Here is a 20,767-nt window from a genome sequence, read left to right as displayed (position 1 = left end):
CCCGCCCTCGTCCCATTCAACACCCGGTAGAGGCAGGGGTGTTGATGAAACCGGATCAGTCGACGGGCCAGGTGTGGACGGGCGCGTTGAGATGCATGTAGTCGATGTACTGCCCGGTCATGCGGCGCAGGGCCTCGTGGCGGCTGACGTGGTCGTGGTCCTCGAAGCGGTGGACCATCTCCTTCTGCCAGGTGGCGCCGTTGCGCCCGGCCACGCACCGCTGCTCGATGATGCCGAGCAGCGGCTCCCGCCAGGACGCGTCCATGCCGGAGTGCTCCAGGCCCCGGTGCGCGAGGGGCAGCAGGCGCCGCAGGACGAGTTCGGGCACGGGCACCTCGCCCGCCCCGGGCCAGTACACGCTGGACTCGATGCCGTCACGCGCCGCCGTGTGCAGATTGTCCTCGGCGGCGGCGAAGGACATGCGGGACCACACCGGCCGGTCCTCCTCCACGAGCGCCCGCGTCAGGCCGTAGTAGAACGCCCCGTTGGCGAGCGTGTCGGCCACCGTGGGGCCGGCGGGCAGCACCCGGTTCTCCACCCGCACGTGCGGCCGGTCCTGCGCGACGGCGTACACGGGCCGGTTCCACCGGTAGATCGTGCCGTTGTGGAGGGTGAGTTCGGACAGTTCCGGGATGTCACCGCGGTTCAGGGCCTCCTGCGGGTCCTCCTCGTCGCTCAGCGGCAGCAGCGCCGGGAAGTAGCGCACGTTCTCCTCGAAGAGGTCGAAGACGCTGTTGATCCACCGCTCGCCGAACCACACCCGGGGCCGTACGCCCTGCTCCTTGATCTCCTGCGGGCGGGTGTCGGTGGCCTGCTCGAACAGCGGGATACGGGTCTCGTGCCACAGCTCCCGGCCGAAGAGGAACGGACCGTTCGCCGCCAGCGCGATCTGCACCCCCGCGATGGCCTGCGCCGCGTTCCAGTAGGCCGGGAACTGGCTCGGGGCGACCTGGAGATGGAACTGCGTGCTGGTGCACGCCGCCTCCGGGGTGATCGTGTCCGCGTACGTCCGCAGCCGGTCGACGCCGGTCACCTCGATCAGCAGATCCTCGCCGCGGGCCGCGAAGATCTGGTCGTTGAGCAGGCGGTAGCGCGCGTTGTCCGACAGCGCGCCCTCGCCCACGTCCTCCTGGCGCAGCGTGGGCAGGAGGCCGATCATGACCAGCTGTACGCCGACCTCCCGGGCCCGCTCGTCCGCGTGGTTCAGCGCGTCGCGGATCTCCGACTCCCAGGCGTCGGGGCCGCCCGCGGTCAGACCCCTGGGCGGGATGTTGATCTCCAGATTGAACCGGCCCAGCTCGGTGGCCCAGGCGGGATCGGCGATGGACTCCAGGACGTCGGTGTTGCGCATGGCCGGCTCCGCCGCGTCGTCGACGAGGTTCAGCTCGATCTCCAGCCCCACCTGGGGCCGCTCGGTCTCGAACCGTTCCTCGCGCAGCATCTGCGCGAACGCGTCCAGGCACGCCTGCATCTTGATCCGGTACCGGCGGCGGTCCTCACGCGTGAAGACCATCGCCGGGACGTCTCGGCCCATCGGTCCTCCAGGGTCGTCCTGCCTCGGGACCCCCTCACCTCTTAGAGTCGCACCACCGCGTGCCTCCGACCAGACAGCGGGCTCACGCTCCCCGGTGGGCACGACCGTGCCCGGTGCGGTGCCGGACGTGCGGAGCGTCGAGGGAGTGCCGAACCGGCTCGGGTCGTGCGTGAGTTCGGGCTTCCGGTCGCCCTGGTGGAGGCGGCGCGGAGAGCGCCCGCCCGGCGGGATGCTCGCGCTCCGTGCGCGTCCGGACGCGCTGTGCATGCCCGCCGGAGGCGAGGGCGGACCGCGGCTTTGAGGGTGGGACGGGGCCGGGTGCGCCAGAATCGAGGCGGAGGCCCCTCCGCCAGGCCCTCACCGACGTGACGGAGGCCCCTCCGTCCAGCAGGTCCGCCCGACTGGAGGGCCCGTCCGTGAACCCGTCGCCGCCCGCGAAGCCCGTCCGCCGGGACGCCGGGAGAACCGGCGGCGCGTCCTGGCCGTCGCCCGGGAGAGCCTCGCCGGGTCGGGCTCCGCCTCGCCGACGGAGATCGCCCGGCAGGCGGGCTTGGGGGTCGGGACGCTCTACCGCCACTTCCCGACCAGAAAGGCCCTGACCGTGGAGCTGTACCGGCACGAGATCCAGCGCCTGACCGACCGCGTGCCGGCCCTCCTCGGCGAGCACCCTCCGCTCGAGGCCTGCGCGGATGGTCCGCCGAGGTCGCGCACTACGGCCGGCTCAGGACCGGCGTCGCCGAGGTGATCCACGCGGCGGCGGACGGCGACCGGGACGACCAGCGCCACGAGCCGTTCCTCCGGGCCCGCTCGCTCCTGCTCGAGACCGGTGCCGCGGACGGCACCCTCAAGCCCGGCCTCGACCCCGGGGACGTCCTGCTCCAGCTCGGCGTCCTGCGGCGGATCGATCCGTCGGGGGAGGGAACAGCGGGCGGCCCGGATCCTCACCCTGATCGTGGACGGACTGCGGGCGCCGTCGGCGTAGGGACCTGGGCGGCGGGACGCGGCCGGTGACCGACGCCGTCTCGGGAGAGCTCACACGGCCGAATCCGCTCCTCCGGGGATTCCCGGAAAACTTTCCGTCGGTCATGTCGAGAACCCGTGCCCGACTCCGTCCGGCGAGTTCGTCGACGGCCAGGCGATCGCTCCCGAAGGCACATGGGTCCGTTACGACGGCGAGGAGCGCCAAGGCCACCGGGGACACCACCGGGTCGGTGGCACGCGGCATGGCGGTCACCGGCCGGGTGATCACCCGGGCAGCGCTGATCGTGACGGTGGTGTTCCTCGGCTTCGTCGCGAACCCGTCCCCTCTCGCCACCGCTCCCGGAGCAGCTGATGCCGCGCACGCGGCGCCTTGTGACCCGCCCTCAGGGAACGGCGGCTCGTCCCGCAGCACGCCTCGCCTCCTCGGTCCGGACCGAGATGACTGATAAAAGGGTCAATGTACTGCCAAGTAGGATCAAACGGACTGCCCACTTCGACGAGCTGTCCTTCGACGATGTCCCGTGGGCGGGGAAAGCGCCGTCGACTCCTGACGTCGACGCGGCCGACCGCGACCTGATCCGGTGTCACCAGCACTCCGACCCGTCCCGGCCTGGGAGCAGCCCCACATGCACACAGACCCCACCGACTCCGCGCCGTCGCCCAAGCCGGTACTGACGGCCACCGACCCCGTGTCCGACCCCCGGCGGTGGTGGATCCTCGCCACCATCGGCGTGGCCCAGCTGATGGTGGTGCTGGACGCCACCATCGTGAACATCGCGCTGCCCTCGGCGCAGACGGACCTCGGGTTCTCCGACAGCGGGCGGCAATGGGTGGTGACCGCCTACGCGATGGCGTTCGGCAGCCTGCTGCTGCTCGGCGGCCGCCTCGGGGACATGTTCGGGCGCCGCCGCACCTTCCTCATCGGGCTCACCGGCTTCGCCCTCTCCTCCGCACTCGGCGGTGCCGCGACGACCTTCGGTGTGCTGGTCACCGGCCGGGTGCTCCAGGGCCTGTTCGCCGCGCTGCTGGCGCCCGCCGCGCTGGCCCTGCTCAGCACGACGTTCACCGACCCGGCCGAGCGGGGCAAGGCGTTCGGCGTCTTCGGCGCCATCGCCGGCTCGGGCGGGGGAGTGGGCCTGCTCCTGGGCGGAGTCCTGACGGACGGGCTGAACTGGCGCTGGACGATGTACGTCAACCTCGTCTTCGCCGCGATCGCGGGCCTGGGCGCCCTGGTGCTGATCAGGCCGCGCCCCACCGGCCGCAGACCCGAGCTGGACCTGCCGGGCGCGGTCCTGGCCTCCTCCGGCCTGTTCTGCTTCGTCTACGGCTTGTCCGGCGCGGGTTCCGCCAGCTGGAGCTCCCCGCGCACCTGGGGCTTCCTCGCCGCCGGGGCCGTGCTCGTCGTGGCGTTCGTCTGGTGGCAGACCCGGACGCCGCACCCCCTGCTGCCGCTGCGCATCGTCCTCGACCGGGTGCGCGGCACCGCGTTCCTCGCCCTGCTCATCGGGGGCGCGGGCATCTTCGGCGTCCTGCTGTTCCTCACGTACTACTTCCAGCACACCATGGGCTATCGCCCCGTCATGACCGGACTGGCCTTCCTGCCGATGGCCCTCTCCATCACCACCACCTCGATGGTCAGCAACATCGTCCTGCTGCCGAAGGCGGGCTTCCGGGTCCTGGTGTCCACCGGCATGGTGCTGGCCGCCTGCGGCATGGCGGGACTGACCCGGCTGTCCGAGACCAGTCCCTACGCCACATACGTGCTGCCCGCGCTCATCGTCTTCGGCGTCGGGATGGGGCTCATCATGTCCCCGTCCATCAACCTGGGGACGGCCGGGATCGATCCGGCCGACATCGGCGTCGGCTCGTCGCTGATCAAGACCATGCAGCAGGTCGGCGGCTCCCTGGGCACGGCCCTCCTCAGCACGATCGCCGCCGGCACGGTCGCGGACCAGCTCGCCGGGAAGACACCCACGCCGCAGCTCATGGCCGAGGCCACGCTGAAGAGTTACCACGCGGCCTTCGCGACCTCGGCGGGCCTCTACGCCCTCGGTGCGGTGGTGACCCTGACCATGCTGCCCCGGAAGCTGCAGGTGCCGGTCGCGCGGGGTGCGGCGCCCACCGGCCGCCGCTGACGATCCGTCGCACAACGACACGGGGCGGTGCTGACGATCCGTCGCGCCACGGGGCCGGGCGTTGCCGGCGCACCGTCGCCCTCGCGAGCCGAGCCCTGCTGACGATCCGTCGACTTGCTGAGCCGAGTCCTGCTGACGAACTGTCGCCCCACGGCGTCGACCGTTGCTGACACCCCGTCGCCCTGCCTTGACGGCCCTGCTGACTGTCAGTCGCCCACGACGCAGGGCCCCTGTCGACGATCCGTCGCCCTGCGGCGACCGCCCGCCCGGCGCCGGGGACCCCCCGGCCGCCGCGTCCGGCATGCCGCCGACACAGCGAATCCGGCGAGTTGAGCGGGTGACGCGGCGGCCGCCGCCGGTCGGGCGGGGGATGAATGAGGTCCGGCCGGACCCGGCCGACATCCGCGACTCGACCCGCCGGAGGCGAGAGATGACCGCACAAGACGACCCAACCGCCCCAACAGCACACCGCGTCCCCGTCCTGATCGTGGGCGGTTCCCTGGTCGGCCTGTCGACCTCGTTGTTCCTGGGCCGGCTCGGCGTGCCGCACACCCTGGTCGAGCGGCACGCCGCCACCTCGATCCACCCCCGGGGCCGCGGCAACAACGTCCGCACGATGGAACTGTTCCGCGTGGCGGGCACCGAGAAGGCCATCCGCGACGCCGCCGCCACCCTCGCCGACAACCACGGCATCCTCCAGACCCCCACCCTGGTGGGCGACGAGGGCGACTGGCTGTTCCGGGAGATCGACCCGGGCGGCGGACTGGCCCGCTTCAGCCCGAGCTCCTGGTGCCTGTGCAGCCAGAACGACCTCGAACCGGTCCTGCTCGAGCACGCCCGCGAACTCGGCGGCGACCTGCGCTACAACACCGAACTGATGTCCTTCGACGCCGACGACGACGGTGTCACCGCCGTGGTCAAGAGCCGGGACACCGGCGAGCACACCACCCTCCGCGCGGACTACCTGGTCGCGGCCGACGGTCCGCGCAGCCCTGTCCGCGAGCAGCTCGGCATCGGACAGAGCGGCCCGGGAGACCTCTTCCACAACATCAGCATCACCTTCCGCTCCCGCGGTCTCGCCGATGTCGTCGGCGACCGCCGCTTCATCGTCTGCTACCTCACCGGGGAGGACGGCGACGGCGCTCTGCTGCCGGTGGACAACCGCGAGAACTGGGTGTTCCACGCCCCCTGGCACCCGGAACGCGGCGAGACCATGGAGGAGTTCACCGACGAGCGCTGCGTCGAGCACATCCGACGCGCGGTCGGTGACCTGGACCTGGACGTCGAGATCACCGGCAAGGCGTCCTGGCACGCCGCCCAGCGTGTCGCCCGCGGCTACCGGTCCGGGCGCGTCCTCCTGGCCGGCGACTCGGCCCACGAGATGTCGCCCACCGGGGCCTTCGGCTCCAACACGGGCATCCAGGACGCGCACAACCTCGCCTGGAAACTGGCCGCCGTGCTCGGCGGCTGGGCCGGGGACGGGCTGCTCGACACCTACGACGCCGAGCGCCGCCCGGTGGCGGAGGCGACCAGCGCCCGCGCCGCCGTGCGCTCGGTGGAACACAGCCACCCCGGCTTCGCCCCACCGCCCGCGGCGGGCGGCGGCGGTGGCCCGCAGCGCGGCATCCTCAACGTCGCGCTGGGCTACCGCTACCGCCGGGGAGCCGTGCTCGGCGGCGCCCCCGAGGCACCCGTGGTCCCCGACGGGCTGGACCTGACGGGTGAACCCGGCAGCAGGGCACCGCACATGTGGCTGCGTCACCGGGGCCGGCGCGTCTCCACGCTCGACCTCTACGAGAAGTCCCTCGTGCTGCTCAGCGACTCCGGCGACCCGAGCGGCTGGCACCAGAGCGCCGTACGCCTCGGCGACGAGCTGACGGTTCCGCTGACGTCGTACCAGATCGGCGCAGGCGGCGAGCTGACCTGCGAGGACGACGTCGACTGGGCGGACCGGCACGGCGTCGCGGCCGGGGGAGCCGTGCTCGTGCGGCCCGACGGGTTCGTCGCCTGGCGGTCCACGGGCCCGGTCGGGGACCCCGAGTCGACGCTCCGTCAAGTCCTCGAAACGATCCTCGCCATGGGCTGAGGAACCCGGACGGAGGACGGCCGTCACTCTGCTGATCGTCTCGAGTGGCGGCCGTCGCGATCCGGGCTGACGGTGGATCACGTCGGGGCGGAAATCCTCCCGGCTGATACAGCGTCAGCCACGTCCGCCCCAGACGGAAAGGAAGTCAGATGCGTTCCGCATGCACGCTGCTGGCCACCGCGGCGGCCTCCGCCGTCCTCGTGCTCGGTGCCCCCGGCGCCTACGCGGCCGACGATGCCGGCTCCTCCTCCTACGGCAAGGAGCACGGCAAGGAGTGGAAGAAGGAGCACGGCAAGGAGTGGAGCAAGGAGAAGTGGCACGACTCGCCCCGTGGCGGCGTGCACACCGGCGGCGGTGCCCTCTCCTCGGTGACCCTCCCCACCGACGACGGGCGTGAGAAGCCGGAGTCCTGGACCGAGGAGAAGAAGGCGGAGCACAAGAAGCACTGGGGCAAGGAGAAGTGGCACGACTCGCCCCGTGGCGGCGTGCACGCCGGCGGCGGTGCCCTCTCCTCGGTGACCCTCCCCACCGACGACGGGCGTGAGAAGCCGGAGTCCTGGACCGAGGAGAAGAAGGCGGAGCGCCCCTGGAGCAAGGGCGATGAGAGCTCGGAGAGCTCCTGGGGCGGTGGCCACGAGAAGCCCCGCGGTGGCGTGCACACCGGCGGCGGCGCGCTCGCCGCGCCTACGGTGACCGCGGGCGGGCTGGCCGTCCTGGCCGTCGCCGGAACCGGACTGTACGCGGTCCGCCGTCGCAAGACGGCCGGAATCATCGCCTGACCATGCCGGATGCGATAGCCGCGGCGGCCGCCACGCGTCAGCCGCGTGGCGGCCCTGCCGCACGTCCCCACAGACCAGTCAGCTGCGCTGCCGTGTCCAGATGAGGTGGTGTCCGATGGCAGCTCGTCCCCCTTCCCGCACCGATGGCGACAAGGACCCGCAGAAGCCGCGATCGTCCCGGGCCACGGCGCTGGTCATGACGGCCGTCGCCTGTGTCATCGTGACCATGACCGTGTTCGGCGGCGAGGACGGGCCCCCCGCCGACGCCGCACCACCCGCCCCCGCCCGGGCCACCGGGCCCGCGCTCCCCGCGCCGGCCGCCACACCCGCCACCACCGCGCCGGCCACCACGCGCACCGGGCCCGCGGCTCGGCCCTCGGCGCACGGCCTGGCCCGCTCGAAGCCCCTGCGCCTGCGCATCCCGAAGATCGCGGTGAACGCCCCCTTCACGGACCTGGACATCGACGCCTCGGGACAGCTCGAGCCCCCGCCCGCCGACGACATCAACCTCGTCGGCTGGTACGCCGACGGCCCCTCCCCCGGGGAGCCCGGCACGTCGGTCATCGCCGGACACGTCGACACGGCGACCTCGCCGGCCGTGTTCGTGCGCCTCGGGGAGCTGGAGAAGGGCGACAGGTTCCAGGTGGACCGGGCCGACGGGCGCCGCGCGACCTTCGTCGTCGACAGCGCGGAGACCTTCTCCAAGAAGGACTTCCCCAACGAGCGCGTGTACGGCGACACCGCCCAGCCGCAGGTGAGGCTGATCACCTGTGCGGGTGATTACGACCGCAAGGTCCGGGACTACACGGAGAACCTGGTGGTCTTCGCGCATCTCGCCTGAGCGGACCCGCCCGGCGGCGCGCCCCCACCACTGACGGAGTACGCACAAGCCACTGACGGAGTACACACAAGTCGCACTCTTCGGAGGGCGGGCACAGGATCAAGGAACGGTGCCGTCGATCTCGCGACGGCGTCGGCCTCTGTCCCCGCGAAGGAGATGTGCCCGGATGACCACAACCTCCGAACGTCGTGCGGAATCTCGGACCCCCCAGGTGTCGCAGACGATCTCGCAGTCCGTGTTCGACGGTTCCCCGCTCCGTGTCGTGCTGCTGGTCGACGTGTACGACGGCGCGCAGCAGGAGTTCCTGGAAGCCTACGAGCGGATGTGCAAGCAGATCGCCTCGATTCCCGGACACGTGAGCGACCAGCTGTGCCAGTCCATCGAGAACCCCTCGCAGTGGCTCATCACCAGCGAGTGGGAGAGCGCCCCGCCGTTCCTCACCTGGGTCAACAGCGAGGAGCACGTGCAGATGGTGCGGCCGCTGCACAACTGCGTCCGGGACACCAGGTCGCTGCGCTTCCACATCGTCCGCGAGACCGGCGCCGCCTCGGCGCAGCCGGACCCCGCCGGCCGCCGGCTCCAGGCCGCGCCCCGCATCGGTGACGGAGTGATCCGCCACGCGCTGACGTTCACCGTCAAGCCGGGCAGCGAGGAGACCGTCGCGAAGATCCTCGCCGACTACTCCTCTCCCGAGCCGCGCGTGGACGACACGACCCGGCTCTGCCGCACCTCGCTGTTCATGCACGGCAACCGGGTGGTGCGCGCCGTCGAGGTACGGGGCGACCTGCTCGCCGCACTGCGGCACGTGGCCCGCCAGCCCGAGGTCCGGGCCGTCGAGGAGGCCATCAACCCCTACCTGGAGCAGGACCGGGACCTCGAGGACCCGGAGTCCGCCCGGGTCTTCTTCACCAGGGCTGCGCTGCCCGCCGTCCACCACGTGACGAACGGTCAGGACACCCCGGACGCCGAACGCCACGCGCTGTACTATCCGGCCCGCGAGGGCCGCGGCATGCGGCTGGCCGAACTGCTGGCGGAGCTGGACGCGGCCGCCGCGGACGACCCGGACAGCCCGGTGCTGCGCAGCACGATCTTCCAGCGCGACGACGTGGTGGTCCGGCTGATCGACCTGCGCGGCGGGCTCGACGCCGACCCGGCGCCGGTGTTCGGACTGCACGACCGCGCCCGGGCGGCGGAACTGCCGGAACTCCTCGACGCCGAAGCGCTCGGAGCCGACGCCTCCGCGCTGAAGAAGGGCGCCGCGGCACGCCTGCTCACGCTCGCCCGGATGGACCTCATCACCGACCGCAGCGCGCCCGACGCCTGACCCACCGACGCGTGACCCACCGGCGTCTGACGCACCGACGGCCAGACCGCGGCGACGGGTCGTCGCCGAACCTGATCGGAGATTGTCGTGACCAAACCCTCTCCCCGGCTCGTCGACCTCAGCGAGATCGAGCCCAACACCCGGCGCGGCGGTGATCTGCGCGCCATGCTCACCCCGGCCACGGTGGGCGCCACCAGCGGCTTCATGGGCGTGGCGACCATCCAGCCCGGCGACCGCATCGCCGAGCACTACCACCCGTACTCCGAGGAGTTCATCTACGCGGTGTGCGGGCGGCTGGAGGTGGACCTGGACGGCGAGCCCCACCCGCTGCGGGCCGAACAGGGGCTGATGATCCCCGCGTACGTCCGGCACCGTTTCCGCAACGTCGGGGACGAGGAGGCGCGCATCGTCTTCCACCTGGGACCGCTGGCGCCGAGCCCGCCGCTCGGTCATGTGGACACCGAGGAGACCGACGTGGCCCGGGTCGACCCGGTGCCCGAACGAAATCGTGTCCGCTCATGAGGAGGCGTGTCGCGGTCACCGGCATAGGTGTCGTCGCCCCCGGTGGCATCGGAGTCCCGGCGTTCTGGCGACTGCTGGCCGACGGACGCACGGCGACGCGGGGCATCACGTTCTTCGACCCGTCCGGCCTCCGGTCGCGGATCGCCGCCGAGTGCGACTTCGACGCCGCGGCCCACGGGCTGGGGCCGGAGGAGATCGCGCGGTGCGACCGGTACATCCAGTTCGCGCTGGTGGCCGGCGCCGAGGCGGTCGAGGACTCCGGGCTCGACCTCGCCCGGGAGGACCCCTGGCGGGTCGGTGTCAGTCTGGGCACCGCGGTCGGCGGCACCACCCGGCTGGAGCACGACTACGTCCTGGTGAGCCGGCACGGGCAGCGCTGGGACGTCGACCACCGCGAGGCGGGCGCGCATCTGCACCGCGCGTTCACGCCGAGCACGCTGGCCGCCGCGGTGGCCGAGCGCTTCGAGGCACGCGGCCCGGTGCAGACGGTGTCCACCGGCTGCACCTCCGGGCTCGACGCCGTCGGATACGCCTTGCACACCATCGAGGAGGGCCGGGCCGACGTCTGCATCGCCGGCGCGTCGGACTCGCCGATCTCCCCGATCACCATGGCCTGTTTCGACGCCATCAAGGCCACCTCGCCGAACAACGACGACCCCGCGCACGCCTCGCGTCCCTTCGACGCCGACCGCGACGGGTTCGTGATGGGCGAGGGCGGCGCGGTTCTGGTCCTGGAGGAACTGGAGCACGCGCGGGCCCGTGGGGCACGTGTGTACTGCGAGCTCTCCGGCTACGCCACGTTCGGCAACGCGTACCACATGACTGGTTTGACCAAGGAGGGCCTGGAGATGGCCCGTGCCATCGAGCACGCCCTCGACCACGCCCGGCTCGACCCCGAGGCCATCGGTTACGTCAACGCCCACGGGTCGGGCACCCAGCAGAACGACCGGCACGAGACCGCCGCCGTGAAGCGGGCGCTGGGCGAGCACGCCTACGTCACGCCGATGAGCTCCATCAAGTCCATGGTGGGCCACTCGCTCGGCGCGATCGGTTCGATCGAGCTCGTCGCCTGTGTGCTGGCGCTGGCCCACCAGGCGGTGCCGCCCACGGCGAACTACGAGACGCCGGACCCCGAGTGCGATCTGGACTACGTCCCCAAGGAGGCCCGCGAGCGGAAGCTGGACAGCGTGCTCTCCGTGGGCAGCGGGTTCGGCGGCTTCCAGTCCGCGGTCGTCCTGAACCGTCCGAGGGAGGGCAGACGATGAGTTCAGCACGTCCCCGGCGCGCGGCCGTCACCGGCATCGGCGTGGTCGCGCCCAACGGAACCTCCACCGAGACCTTCTGGAAGGCCACCAAGGAAGGCATCAGCGCCCTCGGCCCGGTCACCCGGGAAGGCTGCGAGCAGTTGCCGCTGCGAGTGGCCGGCGAGGTCCGCCAGTTCGATCCGGAAGCGGCGGTCGAGGAGCGCTACCTCGTCCAGACCGACCGCTTCACCCACTACGCGCTGGCCGCCGCCGACCTGGCGCTGGACGACGCCCGGCTCGGCCGGGTCGACACCGACGCGTCGCCGTACTCCGTGGGCGTGGTCACCGCGGCCGGCTCCGGCGGCGGCGAGTTCGGCCAGCGCGAGCTCCAGCAACTGTGGAGCAAGGGCAGCCGGTTCGTCGGGCCGTACCAGTCCATCGCCTGGTTCTACGCGGCCAGCACCGGCCAGATCTCCATCCGGCGCGGGTTCAAGGGCCCGTGCGGGGTCGTCGCCTCCGACGAGGCCGGCGGTCTGGACGCGCTGGCGCACGCGGCACGGGCCGTCCGGCGCGGCACCGATGTGCTGGTGGCCGGGGCGACCGAGGCGCCGCTCGCACCGTACTCGGTGGTCTGCCAGCTCGGTTACGAGGAGCTGAGCACCGTCGGGGACCCGGACCGGGCCTACCGGCCGTTCACGTCGGCGGCCTGCGGGTTCGTGCCCGCCGAGGGCGGCGCGATGCTCGTCGTGGAGGACGAGGACACGGCCCGCGAGCGGGGGGCGCGGGTGAGGGCCCATATCGCCGGACACGCGGCCACGTTCACCGGCGCCTCCCGCTGGGCCGACTCCCGCGAGGGGCTGGCCCGCGCCATCCAAGGGGCGCTGAACGAGGCCGGGTGCGCCCCCGAGGAGGTCGACGTGGTCTTCGCGGACGCGCTCGGTGTCCCCGAGGCGGACCGTGCCGAGGCACTGGCGATCGCCGACGCGCTCGGCGCGCACGGCAGGCGGGTGCCCGTCACGGCACCCAAGACCGGCTTCGGCCGGGGCTGGGGCGCCGCGCCCGTGCTGGACACCGCGGCGGCCGTCCTCGCGATGGAGGACGGCCTGATTCCCCCCACACCCCATGTCTTCGACGTCTGCCACGACCTGGACCTGGTGACCGGCCGAGCGCGCTCCGCGGAGCTGGGCACGGCACTGGTCCTCAGCCGCGGTCTCATGGGGTCCAACGCGGCGCTGCTGGTGCGGCGCCGGTCCCACAGCGAAGGAGGAACCGTATGAGTGAGCACATCGTCACCGTGGAGGAACTCTCCACGCTCATGAAGAAGTCGGCCGGGGTCACCGTGCCGCCGGCGGAGCTGGAACAAAGCTACGACGTCGGCTTCGACACCCTGGGCATCGACTCGCTGGGTCTGCTCGGCATCGTCGGTGAGCTGGAGAACCGCTACGGGTCGCCGATGCCGCCCGACGCGGAACGCTCCAAGACCCCCAGGGAGTTCCTGGACCTGGTCAACAGCGCGCTTCCGGCGGGGGCGTGACATGACCGGACACACCCGGAACGAGATCACCATCGCCGCGCCCGTCGACCTGGTGTGGGACATGACGAACGACCTGGACGACTGGCCGCGGTTGTTCAGCGAGTACGCCTCCGTCGAGATCCTGTCGCGCGAGGGGAACCGGACCACGTTCCGGCTGACCATGCACCCCGACGACAACGGCACCGTGTGGAGCTGGGTCTCGCAGCGGGAGACGGACCGTGACGCCCTCACCGTGCGGGCCCATCGCGTCGAGACCGGACCGTTCGCCTACATGAACATCCGGTGGGAGTACGAGAAGACGCGGGAAGGCACCCGGATGGTGTGGACGCAGGACTTCGCGATGAAGCCCGACGCGCCCGTCGACGACGAGTGGATGACGGACAACATCAACCGGAACTCGAAGATCCAGATGGCCCTGATCCGGGACCGCATCGAGAAGGCGGCCGCCGACGACCGGCCCGTGCCGTCCCTGGCCGACTGAGCCGGACGGAGGACAGGACAGCATGCACCAGGCCCTGATCGTCGCCCGGATGGCCCCGGGATCGGCCCCGGACATCGCCAAGGTGTTCACGGAGTCCGACCGCGGGGAACTGCCCCACCTCGTCGGGGTGTCCCGGCGCAGCCTCTTCCAGTTCGGTGACGTGTATCTGCACCTCATCGAGTCCGAACGGGACCCCGGCCCCGCCATCGCCAAGGCGGCCGGCCATCCCGAGTTCCGCAGCGTGAGCGAGGAACTGGCGGCGTACGTCAGCGCGTACGACCCGCAGACCTGGCGTTCCCCCAAGGACGCCATGGCGCAGCGCTTCTATCTGTGGGAGCGCGACCCTGCGGGCTGACCGCGACGCACGAACGGTGGCCGGGCCCGCAGCACCGCGGGCCCGGCCACCGTGCTGTGCCCCGGTCAGCCCGGGACGTGGCAGTCGAAGGCGTGCAGATAGGGGTTGACCGGACTGATGTCGTCGACGACGAGTCCGGCGCCGGTCAGCCGACTCACCATGCTCTCGGTGGTGTGCTTGGCCCCGCCGACGTTCAGGAGCAGCAGCAGGTCCATGGCCGTGCTGAAGCGCATCGAGGGCGAGTCGTCGACGAGGTTCTCGATGACGACGACCCGGGTTCCGGGCCCGCCCGCGGCGATGACGTTGGCCAGCAGCCTGGCCGTGCTGTCGTCGTCCCACTCCAGGATGTTCTTGATGACGTACACGTCGGCCCGTACGGGAACGGCGGCGCGGACGTCACCGGGGACGATCCGGGCCCGGTCGGCGAGGTCGCCGCCCTCGCGCAGGCGGGGCACGGCGTTCTCCACGACACGCGGCAGGTCGAGCAGGGAGCCGTGCATCGTCGGGTACTTGTCCAGCAGGCTCGCCACGACGTGCCCCTGGCCGCCGCCGAGGTCCGCGACCGAGTCGGCGCCCGAGAGGTCGAGCAGGGCCGCCACCTCCCGCGCCGACTGCTCGCTGGAGGTGGTCATGGCCCGGTTGAAGATCTCGGCGGACTCGGGGGCGTCCTCGTTGAGGTAGGTGAAGAACTCCTTGCCGTAGAGGTCCTCCACGACGTTGTGACCGGTGCGCACCGCCTCGTCCAGCTTGGGCCAGGCGTCCCAGGTCCACGGCTCGGTGCACCACAGGGCGATGTTGCGCAGGCTGTGCGGATCGTCCTCGCGCAGCAGGCGGGACATCTCCGTGTGGGCGATCCGGCCGTCCGGCTGTTCGGCGAAGACGCCGTAGCAGGACAGGGCGCGCACCAGCCGGAGCAGCGGCTTCGGTTCGGCCTTCACCGCTGCGGCGAGGTCCTCCGGCGTCATCGGCTCCTCGCCGAGGGCGTCGGCGACGCCCAGCCGGGCGGACGCGCGCAGCGCCGCGGCGCACGCGGCGCCGAACACGAGCTCCCGCAGCCGCATGGGCGGCGGGGGAGCGGCCTGAGCGGTCGTCATGTGCCGCTCTCCTTCCTCTTGCCTACGGGTGGACGGGTCAGCACAGACCGGCCGGCTTGGACGCCTGGCACGTGTTGCCCTCGAAGGTGTTGCTCGTGGCGGTGTCCGTGTTGACCAGGTCGGCGGGCGCGTTGCCGGACAGCGTGTTGCCGCTGATCCGGTTCCGTTCGTTGGCGCTGCCCACGAAGCTCTTGAACAGCACGATGCCGCCGGACAGGGAGGAGTTGCCGGCGTTGTCGCGGACCACGTTCCGCGTCACCAGCGTGTCCTCGGCGCCGGTCACCACGATGCCGGAGCCCTGGAGGGCCTCCAGCCGGGAGTTCGCCGGGCAGGACCTGTTGTTGCTCACGACGCGGTTGTCGCGGACCGTCAGCGCGCCGGCCTTCGGCTTGTTCTCGTCGCCGACGACGAACACGCCCGCGCAGTTGCCGCTGATGCCGTTGCCGGCGACGGTGAGGTTGCGCAGCCGGCGGACGGTGACACCGATCCGGTTGCCCTCCAGGCGGTTGTGGGCGACGAGGGCGCCCCGGGTGTCCGTGGCACCCAGTTCGGCCTTCACGGCGTTGGCGAGGAACACTCCCGCGTCACCGTTGTTCCGGGCGGTGTTCTCCTTGAAGACGCCGCGGACCGACATCTCCTGTGCGATGCCCCAGACGGCGTTCTCCACGGCGGTCACGTTGCGTACGGTCAGCCGGTCGGTGTGCGTGGAGTAGACGCCGGAGCGGGCGAACCCGGTCACGGTCAGGGAGGCGACCGTGACGTTCTCGACGTTGCGGTCCTTCGTCCCGACCACGCAGATGCCGTTGCCGTCCTGGGCGCAGGTGCCGGCGGCCTTCTCGGCCGCCGGGCGGATCACGGTGTGGCGCCCCACGCCCCGCAGGGTCAGGCCGGGGGTGGTCACCTGCACGCTCTCGCGGAAGGTGCCGGCCGTCAGCAGAACGATGTCTCCGGGGGAGGCGGCGTCCACCGCCTTCTGGATGGACTGGCCCGGGCGGACCACATGGACTCCGTGAGCGGCGGCCGACGGGGTGGCTCCGAGAGCCGACCCGGTGAGCGCTGCCGTGCACGCCAGATATGCGATATGACGTTTGTTCATATTTGTCACGTTATGGCCGCGACGGGACATGGCCATGCCGGATAGGCCGTCCGGCGGCGTGTCCTACGCCGGACGGCGTCAGCCGCGGCGCTCAGGAAGCCGCGGCGGAAACGCCGTCGGTACGGGACTCCAGGGCACGCAGCACGGCCACCATGTCCTGGCCGCCGTGGCCCTGCGCCACGGTCTCGCCGTACAGGGCGTGACAGACGTCGAGCAACGGCGAGGACACCCCGGCGCCGCGGGCGGCCTCGGCGATCAGACGGTTGTTCTTGAGCACGTCCGTGGCCGCCGCCTGCACCGCGAAGTCACGGTCCACCAGCTTCGGCGCCTTCGTCCGGGAGACGGCGCTGGCCATCGGTCCCGCGTCCAGCACGTCCCGCAGCAGCCGCTGGTCGAGCCCGTGCCGTTCGGCGAAGTGGAACGCCTCGCTGAGCCCGGTGACCAGGGTGATCAGAAAGAGGTTCACCGAGAACTTCATCAGCAGCGCGCCCGGGACCGCGCCGCAGCCGAACAGTTCCCGGCACAGGGGCGCGAGCAGCGTGCGTACGGACGCCACCGTCCGCTCGTCGCCCGCCAGCATGGCCACGAGTTCGCCCCGCTCGGCGGGCAGGCGGGAGCCGGAGACCGGGGCCTCGACGTACCGGCCGCCGGCCGCGAGCACGTCACGCTCCAGGCCGGCCGAGTACTCCGCCGACGTCGTGCCCATGTGGACGAGGGTGTGCCCGGCCGTGCGGGCGGCGAAGTCCCGCGTGCCGCGCCCCAGCACCGCGTCCATGGCCTCCTCGTCGGCCAGCATCAGGATCACCGTCCCGGCCCGGTCGAAGACCTCGCCGGGGGTCTCCGCGACCTCGGCCCCGGCCGCCCGCAGCGGCTCGCACCTCGCGGAGGTGCGGTTCCAGACGATCAGGGGTGTCCCGGCGCGGGCCAGGTTGAGGGCCATGGGCTGCCCCATGACTCCGAGGCCGATGAATCCGACGTCCATGACGCACCGCCTTCCCGGCTCGCGCGGCGGGCTCGGTGCCGCGCGTCGTCTGGGCTATGACCGCTGTCATAGTAGCTCGCTCTATGACAGCGGTCATAGGCTGGGACGGAGAAGTACGGCAGGGACGAGGGAAGCCGATGACGGACGGCAGGCACGAGCCGGGCGGGGCGGAGGACGGCAGGGACGCGCCGGACCGGGCGGTGGACGGCAGGGACCGGGGAGGCCCGGCGGCGACGGTGTCCGGTCGGGGGCCGCGCGAGCGGATGGTCTTCAGCGCGGCCCAGCTCATCCGGCGCGACGGGGTCGCCTCCACCGGCATGCGGGAGGTCGCCGCGCATGCCGGCGCGCCGCGCGGTTCCCTCCAGCACTACTTCCCCGACGGCAAGGAACAGCTGGTCAACGAGGCCGTGGCCTGGGCGGGCCGGTACGCGGGCAGCCGCGTCGAGCGCTTCGTGGCCGCGCTGGACGAGCCGACGCCCAGCGGACTGTTCGCGCGCATGGTCGGCCAGTGGACCGACGAGTACGAGACCGAGGGCTTCGCGGGCGGCTGCCCCGTAGCCGCCGCCACGGTGGACCGGGCGCGGACCGCCGAGTCCACGCGGGAGGCCGCGGCCGCCGCGTTCGCCGCCTGGACGGCGCCGGTGGCCCGGGCCCTGGCGGGGATGGGCGTGCCCGAGCCGCGCACCGAGGCGCTCGCCACGCTCATGATCAGCGCGCTGGAGGGGGCCGTCCTCGTCGCCCGGGCCGAGCGGGACGCGCGCGCCCTGACGACCGTGGCGCGCGAACTCGGACCGCTGCTGGACGCGGCGGTCGGCGAGGGGGCTTGACCAGGGGCGGGGCTTGACCAGGGGCGCGTGCCGGTCCGTGTCCCGCGGCTCGCGGCTCGCGGCTCCGGTGTGCGGCCCGCCTCGGTGGGGGTCCGGGCGGTGGGGTGCGAGCGTCGGCGCGCCCGCCGCGGACCAGCCGACCACGACGGGCGCGGGGTTCCGGACGGAACCCGCAGGGGCTGCGTTCCCAACCCCTTGCCCGTCCGTGTAACCCCGTGGGTCGGCCTCACACGGGATGCCACGGGCGATCCGGAGCGGATCGGGCGCAGGTGCCGCCGGGAGCCGAGGGAGGTGCGCCTTCCGCGCGGCAGGGGTCCCTGCGAGGGCGCCGCCGTCCTGCCCGCCTCAGGCCGTGCCGACCCCGTTCGCCTGGGCGGACGCGGCGATCACCGCCGGGAGCAGGCCGGGGAACCGTGTCCCGTCTCGTCCGTCCACAGCGTGTTCGTCGTCGAGCCCGGGCCGCCGGTGAGGAGGCGGGCGGCAAGGGCGGGCCGCCGCGGCCTACCGGTCCGCGGTGCCGAACACCACGCCCGTGAGTGTCTGGTTGACGTGGCCCAGCCAGCTCTCGCCGTAGGTGTGGAACCCGGCCGTGCGGATGCCGTCCAGGGCTGCGGGGAAGGCCGGCGAGAGGTTCCTCGCGTCCATCTCCAGGCGTCTGAAACCGCAGTTGAACAGCACCGCCCCGGCCGCCCCGCCCAGGCCGAGGCGCGCCCGGCGCAGCACGGCGTGGGTGTCGGGCAGGAGCGCGCCGGGGCGCATCACCTCCACCTCCATGCCGGGCAGGATCTGCGCCCAGAAGCGCAGGGCACCGCCGGGGGCGACACCCTGGGGCGTGCGGATCCACGGATGCCCGTCGATCATCAGCCCGAGCGGGCGCGCCATGAAGGTGTCGACGTCCAGCGACGCGAGGGGCACACCCACCGCGTCGGCGTACGCCTCGGCTGCCGGGCGTCCGTCGAACTCGTGGACGAGCCGTGCCTCGGGATCCGCGCGGGTGACCCGCAGCAGTGTCCCGGCCGGGGTGAAGGAACAGGTCTTGACGATCTCGAACGGCACGGCGCTGCGGCACACCATCAGGGCCACACCCTCGTAGGAGACGTCCGCGCCCACGGCCACCCAGGTGGATTCGAGCGCGAAGTCGTCCCCGGCGGAGCCGCCGACGAAGTTCAGCAGGGGTGCCGCGTTCCCGAGCATGTCGTTGACCTGTTCCTCGGCCCCCCGGACCCCGTCGATGAGCACGAAGCCCACATGGCGGGCCGGGTCGAGATGCCGCAACTGGGCGTGGGTCAGCCCCTCGAGGGTGCGCAGCGCGCTCGCCGTGCCCCGGCCCGGGTCCTCGCCGAGGTCCCCGAGCACCGCCGCCGCGTGGGTGATCACGTCGGCGGGCAGGGCGACCGCCGAGATACCGCCCGTGCCGTTGTGCAGGTCCGTGAACTCGCCCGCCGTGGAGCAGCCGACCACGACCGCGTCCGGGAAGCGGGCGGCGACGGCGGGGGCGAGCACCTCGGGGTCGTAGGCGCTGGAGGCGAAGTACAGCAGCGCGGTGACGGCGCGCCCCGCCGAGCCCCGTTCGAGCTCGTTGCACAGCCCGGTCACCGCGTCCCGCACCGGGCCGGAGGCATGGGCGCGGACCAGGCCGCTCGAGGAGGGACTGTCGTTCATCGGGCCGCCTTGCCGAAGAGTCGTCTCCACAGACGTGCCGGGCCGTCCGGCGCGCCGCTGGAGCGGGAGGTGTGCCGTTCCGCCTCGGGACCGGCGGGGGAGGTGTGCCGTTCCGCGACGGGACCGGCGGGGGAGGTGACGTGGGCTTCGTACGGCCGGTACGGGTCCGGGGCCAGGGACGGCAGGGAGTAGCCCAGCACCAGCAGGACGTCCAGCGCGTTGCGGACCATCGCGGGGTCGGCGTTCTGGTCCGGGCGCGGATTGCGCAGGTCGGCGCCGGTGCGCAGGGCGACCCTGGTGCAGATCGCGGCGAGGGCGATCTCGTCGCCGGGGAAGTGCCGGGCCCGCAGCTCGGCGAGGACGGCCCCGAGGGACTCCGGTCCGGCCGCGCCCGCCCGCTCCGGACCCGGTCCGTCCGGCCACGGCCCGACGGCGATGTGCTCCGGACCCGGCCCGGGGCCGGCCCGCTCCGGACCGCGCCCGCCCGGCCCCCGTCCCGGTGAGCCGTCGACCGCCCCGGCGGACAGGCTGCCGCAGAGCCAGGTGTAGTAGGCGACCCAGTGCGAGCTGAGGGCCGACCCCCAGTCCTCCCGGTGCAGCGCCTGCGCGGCGTCCAGCAGGGCCCGGCCGCACGCCCGGTACCAGATCACCGGGAAGCCCTCACGCCGATGGGAGGCGCCGACCCGGCGCAGTGTCGCCTCCACCACGTCGGGGGAGTCCTGGGTGAGCGCCGCCCACATCACCGAGCGCACCAGACCGTCGCACAGCGGCCGTCCGCCGTGGTTCGACAGGCCGCGTATCTCGGGCAGGACGTCGACCAGCGAGACGTAGAACTGCTCGACGAACTCGCGTTCCCTGCGGAAGAGGAGCTGGCACGAGAACTGGACCGAGCGCAGGATCTCGGCCGGTGGCCGAGGGGCTGGGGACGGGGAGCGGAAGTCGTCGGCCACACCGGTTTCCAGGGGTTCGGGCGGGCCGGCGGACGCCTGGCGGCAGGCCCAGCAACAAGGGAGGAGAACCATGCACCGCCGGGCGCGTCGGTAACTGTCTCAAGTTGAGGCAGTGCCCGCGGGCACCCGCCCGGGGGCATGCGGAACTGCGGCTCCGCGCGGCCCAATGGCCTCTCCAACAGGGGGTGTTGGGCCAGTGGCGCGGCATGAAGAATCACGCTCCTCACCGAGGCCGTGAGCGAGGCCCGAGTCCGCCTCGCCACCGCCACGGCGCTTCGGCGCGCCACGGGCACGCCGTTGCCGTACCCGCATCAGCTCACCCCTTCCGACACGGGATCCC

General features: G+C 72.5%; 20 protein-coding genes. 14 read left to right on the top strand and 6 right to left on the bottom strand.

The genetic code is table 11. From position 1 onward, the window contains the following. Nucleotides 1-55: 55 nt before the first annotated feature. A complete protein-coding gene (locus tag ACFYR0_RS23985) occupies nucleotides 56-1,534 on the bottom strand; it encodes a glutamate--cysteine ligase (RefSeq protein WP_389331575.1) in 1,479 nt (492 codons plus the stop codon). A gap of 328 nt (nucleotides 1,535-1,862) precedes the next feature. On the opposite strand from ACFYR0_RS23985, the gene ACFYR0_RS23980 reads away from it, so the two are divergent. The 13 genes from ACFYR0_RS23980 (at nucleotide 1,863) to ACFYR0_RS23920 (ending at nucleotide 13,816) form a co-directional block, all read left to right on the top strand. Beyond that, on the top strand, nucleotides 1,863-2,279 hold the full coding sequence (locus ACFYR0_RS23980; RefSeq protein ID WP_389331836.1) for a TetR/AcrR family transcriptional regulator: 417 nt from the start codon (nucleotides 1,863-1,865) through the stop codon (nucleotides 2,277-2,279). Next, nucleotides 2,276-2,545 (top strand): hypothetical protein, encoded by a 270-nt coding sequence (locus ACFYR0_RS23975; RefSeq protein ID WP_389331572.1) that lies wholly within the window; start codon nucleotides 2,276-2,278, stop codon nucleotides 2,543-2,545. The genes ACFYR0_RS23980 and ACFYR0_RS23975 overlap by 4 nt, the downstream gene beginning before the upstream one ends. Nucleotides 2,546-3,141: 596 nt before the next feature. Further along, nucleotides 3,142-4,650, top strand: a complete 1,509-nt coding sequence (locus ACFYR0_RS23970) for an MFS transporter (protein ID WP_389331569.1) — start codon at nucleotides 3,142-3,144, stop codon at nucleotides 4,648-4,650. 430 nt (nucleotides 4,651-5,080) lie between these two features. Continuing rightward, a complete protein-coding gene (locus tag ACFYR0_RS23965) occupies nucleotides 5,081-6,736 on the top strand; it encodes an FAD-dependent oxidoreductase (RefSeq protein WP_389331567.1) in 1,656 nt (551 codons plus the stop codon). A gap of 149 nt (nucleotides 6,737-6,885) precedes the next feature. Next, on the top strand, nucleotides 6,886-7,515 hold the full coding sequence (locus ACFYR0_RS23960; RefSeq protein WP_389331564.1) for a hypothetical protein: 630 nt from the start codon (nucleotides 6,886-6,888) through the stop codon (nucleotides 7,513-7,515). A gap of 115 nt (nucleotides 7,516-7,630) precedes the next feature. Continuing rightward, the gene (locus ACFYR0_RS23955; RefSeq protein ID WP_389331561.1) at nucleotides 7,631-8,356 is read left to right on the top strand and encodes a class F sortase; all 726 of its coding nucleotides are present in this window, start codon (nucleotides 7,631-7,633) and stop codon (nucleotides 8,354-8,356) included. A gap of 166 nt (nucleotides 8,357-8,522) precedes the next feature. Continuing rightward, nucleotides 8,523-9,680 (top strand): SchA/CurD-like domain-containing protein, encoded by a 1,158-nt coding sequence (locus tag ACFYR0_RS23950; protein ID WP_389331558.1) that lies wholly within the window; start codon nucleotides 8,523-8,525, stop codon nucleotides 9,678-9,680. Between the two features lie 87 nt (nucleotides 9,681-9,767). Further along, a complete protein-coding gene (locus ACFYR0_RS23945; protein WP_389331555.1) occupies nucleotides 9,768-10,202 on the top strand; it encodes a cupin domain-containing protein in 435 nt (144 codons plus the stop codon). Next, nucleotides 10,199-11,467: a beta-ketoacyl-[acyl-carrier-protein] synthase family protein gene (locus tag ACFYR0_RS23940; RefSeq protein ID WP_389331552.1), complete on the top strand. Its 1,269-nt coding sequence runs from the start codon at nucleotides 10,199-10,201 to the stop codon at nucleotides 11,465-11,467. The genes ACFYR0_RS23945 and ACFYR0_RS23940 overlap by 4 nt, the downstream gene beginning before the upstream one ends. Next, nucleotides 11,464-12,723 (top strand): ketosynthase chain-length factor, encoded by a 1,260-nt coding sequence (locus tag ACFYR0_RS23935; RefSeq protein WP_389331549.1) that lies wholly within the window; start codon nucleotides 11,464-11,466, stop codon nucleotides 12,721-12,723. Before ACFYR0_RS23940 ends, ACFYR0_RS23935 begins: the two co-directional genes overlap by 4 nt. Then, the gene (locus ACFYR0_RS23930; protein WP_386382019.1) at nucleotides 12,720-12,980 is read left to right on the top strand and encodes an acyl carrier protein; all 261 of its coding nucleotides are present in this window, start codon (nucleotides 12,720-12,722) and stop codon (nucleotides 12,978-12,980) included. The genes ACFYR0_RS23935 and ACFYR0_RS23930 overlap by 4 nt, the downstream gene beginning before the upstream one ends. 1 nt (nucleotide 12,981) lies before the next feature. Beyond that, a complete protein-coding gene (locus ACFYR0_RS23925) occupies nucleotides 12,982-13,461 on the top strand; it encodes an SRPBCC family protein (RefSeq protein WP_389331546.1) in 480 nt (159 codons plus the stop codon). Nucleotides 13,462-13,483: 22 nt separating this feature from the next. After that, nucleotides 13,484-13,816, top strand: a complete 333-nt coding sequence (locus ACFYR0_RS23920) for a TcmI family type II polyketide cyclase (RefSeq protein ID WP_389331543.1) — start codon at nucleotides 13,484-13,486, stop codon at nucleotides 13,814-13,816. Nucleotides 13,817-13,881: 65 nt separating this feature from the next. Here ACFYR0_RS23920 and ACFYR0_RS23915 read toward each other — a convergent pair whose 3' ends face one another. The 3 genes from ACFYR0_RS23915 to ACFYR0_RS23905 all read right to left on the bottom strand — a co-directional run bounded on the left by ACFYR0_RS23915 (nucleotide 13,882) and on the right by ACFYR0_RS23905 (nucleotide 16,988). Then, the gene (locus ACFYR0_RS23915; RefSeq protein WP_389331540.1) at nucleotides 13,882-14,910 is read right to left on the bottom strand and encodes a methyltransferase; all 1,029 of its coding nucleotides are present in this window, start codon (nucleotides 14,908-14,910) and stop codon (nucleotides 13,882-13,884) included. Between the two features lie 37 nt (nucleotides 14,911-14,947). Beyond that, entirely contained in the window at nucleotides 14,948-16,006 is a 1,059-nt protein-coding gene (locus ACFYR0_RS23910) for a nitrous oxide reductase family maturation protein NosD (RefSeq protein WP_389331537.1), read from the bottom strand. A 91-nt stretch (nucleotides 16,007-16,097) separates the two neighbouring features. Further along, nucleotides 16,098-16,988, bottom strand: coding sequence for an NAD(P)-dependent oxidoreductase (locus ACFYR0_RS23905; RefSeq protein ID WP_389331534.1), 891 nt, complete (start codon nucleotides 16,986-16,988; stop codon nucleotides 16,098-16,100). A gap of 263 nt (nucleotides 16,989-17,251) precedes the next feature. On the opposite strand from ACFYR0_RS23905, the gene ACFYR0_RS23900 reads away from it, so the two are divergent. Next, nucleotides 17,252-17,815: a TetR/AcrR family transcriptional regulator gene (locus ACFYR0_RS23900; RefSeq protein ID WP_389331833.1), complete on the top strand. Its 564-nt coding sequence runs from the start codon at nucleotides 17,252-17,254 to the stop codon at nucleotides 17,813-17,815. Between the two features lie 501 nt (nucleotides 17,816-18,316). On the opposite strand, the gene ACFYR0_RS23895 is transcribed toward ACFYR0_RS23900, so the two are convergent. Further along, nucleotides 18,317-19,477, bottom strand: coding sequence for an FIST signal transduction protein (locus ACFYR0_RS23895; RefSeq protein ID WP_389331531.1), 1,161 nt, complete (start codon nucleotides 19,475-19,477; stop codon nucleotides 18,317-18,319). Next, on the bottom strand, nucleotides 19,474-20,427 hold the full coding sequence (locus ACFYR0_RS23890; protein WP_389331528.1) for a hypothetical protein: 954 nt from the start codon (nucleotides 20,425-20,427) through the stop codon (nucleotides 19,474-19,476). The genes ACFYR0_RS23895 and ACFYR0_RS23890 overlap by 4 nt, the downstream gene beginning before the upstream one ends. Nucleotides 20,428-20,767 lie beyond the last annotated feature (340 nt).

The sequence above is a fragment of the Streptomyces sp. NPDC005017 genome, from assembly GCF_042873115.1.
GTDB lineage: Bacteria > Actinomycetota > Actinomycetes > Streptomycetales > Streptomycetaceae > Streptomyces.
Note: the sequence above shows the minus strand (reverse complement) of the source record. Positions and strands in the feature narration are given on the sequence as shown.

What these genes read in the sequence shown, in the direction of transcription:
- ACFYR0_RS23985 (WP_389331575.1), bottom strand. Translation starts at nt 1,534, where the DNA reads ATGGGCCGAGACGTCCCGGCGATGGTCTTCACGCGTGAGGACCGCCGC.
- ACFYR0_RS23970 (WP_389331569.1), top strand. Translation starts at nt 3,142, where the DNA reads ATGCACACAGACCCCACCGACTCCGCGCCGTCGCCCAAGCCGGTACTG.
- ACFYR0_RS23965 (WP_389331567.1), top strand. Translation starts at nt 5,081, where the DNA reads ATGACCGCACAAGACGACCCAACCGCCCCAACAGCACACCGCGTCCCC.
- ACFYR0_RS23960 (WP_389331564.1), top strand. Translation starts at nt 6,886, where the DNA reads ATGCGTTCCGCATGCACGCTGCTGGCCACCGCGGCGGCCTCCGCCGTC.
- ACFYR0_RS23955 (WP_389331561.1), top strand. Translation starts at nt 7,631, where the DNA reads ATGGCAGCTCGTCCCCCTTCCCGCACCGATGGCGACAAGGACCCGCAG.
- ACFYR0_RS23950 (WP_389331558.1), top strand. Translation starts at nt 8,523, where the DNA reads ATGACCACAACCTCCGAACGTCGTGCGGAATCTCGGACCCCCCAGGTG.
- ACFYR0_RS23940 (WP_389331552.1), top strand. Translation starts at nt 10,199, where the DNA reads ATGAGGAGGCGTGTCGCGGTCACCGGCATAGGTGTCGTCGCCCCCGGT.
- ACFYR0_RS23935 (WP_389331549.1), top strand. Translation starts at nt 11,464, where the DNA reads ATGAGTTCAGCACGTCCCCGGCGCGCGGCCGTCACCGGCATCGGCGTG.
- ACFYR0_RS23930 (WP_386382019.1), top strand. Translation starts at nt 12,720, where the DNA reads ATGAGTGAGCACATCGTCACCGTGGAGGAACTCTCCACGCTCATGAAG.
- ACFYR0_RS23925 (WP_389331546.1), top strand. Translation starts at nt 12,982, where the DNA reads ATGACCGGACACACCCGGAACGAGATCACCATCGCCGCGCCCGTCGAC.
- ACFYR0_RS23920 (WP_389331543.1), top strand. Translation starts at nt 13,484, where the DNA reads ATGCACCAGGCCCTGATCGTCGCCCGGATGGCCCCGGGATCGGCCCCG.
- ACFYR0_RS23915 (WP_389331540.1), bottom strand. Translation starts at nt 14,910, where the DNA reads ATGACGACCGCTCAGGCCGCTCCCCCGCCGCCCATGCGGCTGCGGGAG.
- ACFYR0_RS23910 (WP_389331537.1), bottom strand. Translation starts at nt 16,006, where the DNA reads ATGAACAAACGTCATATCGCATATCTGGCGTGCACGGCAGCGCTCACC.
- ACFYR0_RS23905 (WP_389331534.1), bottom strand. Translation starts at nt 16,988, where the DNA reads ATGGACGTCGGATTCATCGGCCTCGGAGTCATGGGGCAGCCCATGGCC.
- ACFYR0_RS23900 (WP_389331833.1), top strand. Translation starts at nt 17,252, where the DNA reads ATGGTCTTCAGCGCGGCCCAGCTCATCCGGCGCGACGGGGTCGCCTCC.
- ACFYR0_RS23895 (WP_389331531.1), bottom strand. Translation starts at nt 19,477, where the DNA reads ATGAACGACAGTCCCTCCTCGAGCGGCCTGGTCCGCGCCCATGCCTCC.